This window comes from Erwinia sp. PPS120 (assembly GCF_047918655.1).
Lineage (GTDB): Bacteria > Pseudomonadota > Gammaproteobacteria > Enterobacterales > Enterobacteriaceae > Erwinia > Erwinia tasmaniensis_A.
The window spans coordinates 1-221 of the sequence record NZ_JBLREF010000081.1 but is presented as its reverse complement, the minus strand read 5'-3'; the positions used below and the strand labels follow the sequence as shown (position 1 = coordinate 221).

Annotated in this window: 1 protein-coding gene; it reads right to left on the bottom strand. The window is 52.5% G+C overall.

The window, feature by feature from the left end:
- On the bottom strand, positions 1 to 221 hold a 221-nt coding region (locus ACLRGG_RS21145; protein WP_416251557.1), incomplete at both ends, for an AAA family ATPase.

Below are 221 nucleotides of genomic sequence, written 5' to 3'. Positions count from 1 at the left end.
AGATGTGTATAAGAGACAGCATCAGATGATCGCTGCCGAGGTTGGAGGTCATCAGGATAACGGTATTACGGAAGTCAATTTCGCATCCTTCGCCGTCACGCATAAAGCCGTGGTCGAAAACCTGATAAAAGAGGTTCATTACGTCGCGGTGCGCTTTTTCGACTTCATCGAGCAGCACCACGCTGTACGGACGCTTGCGCACCGCTTCGGTCAGGATGCCG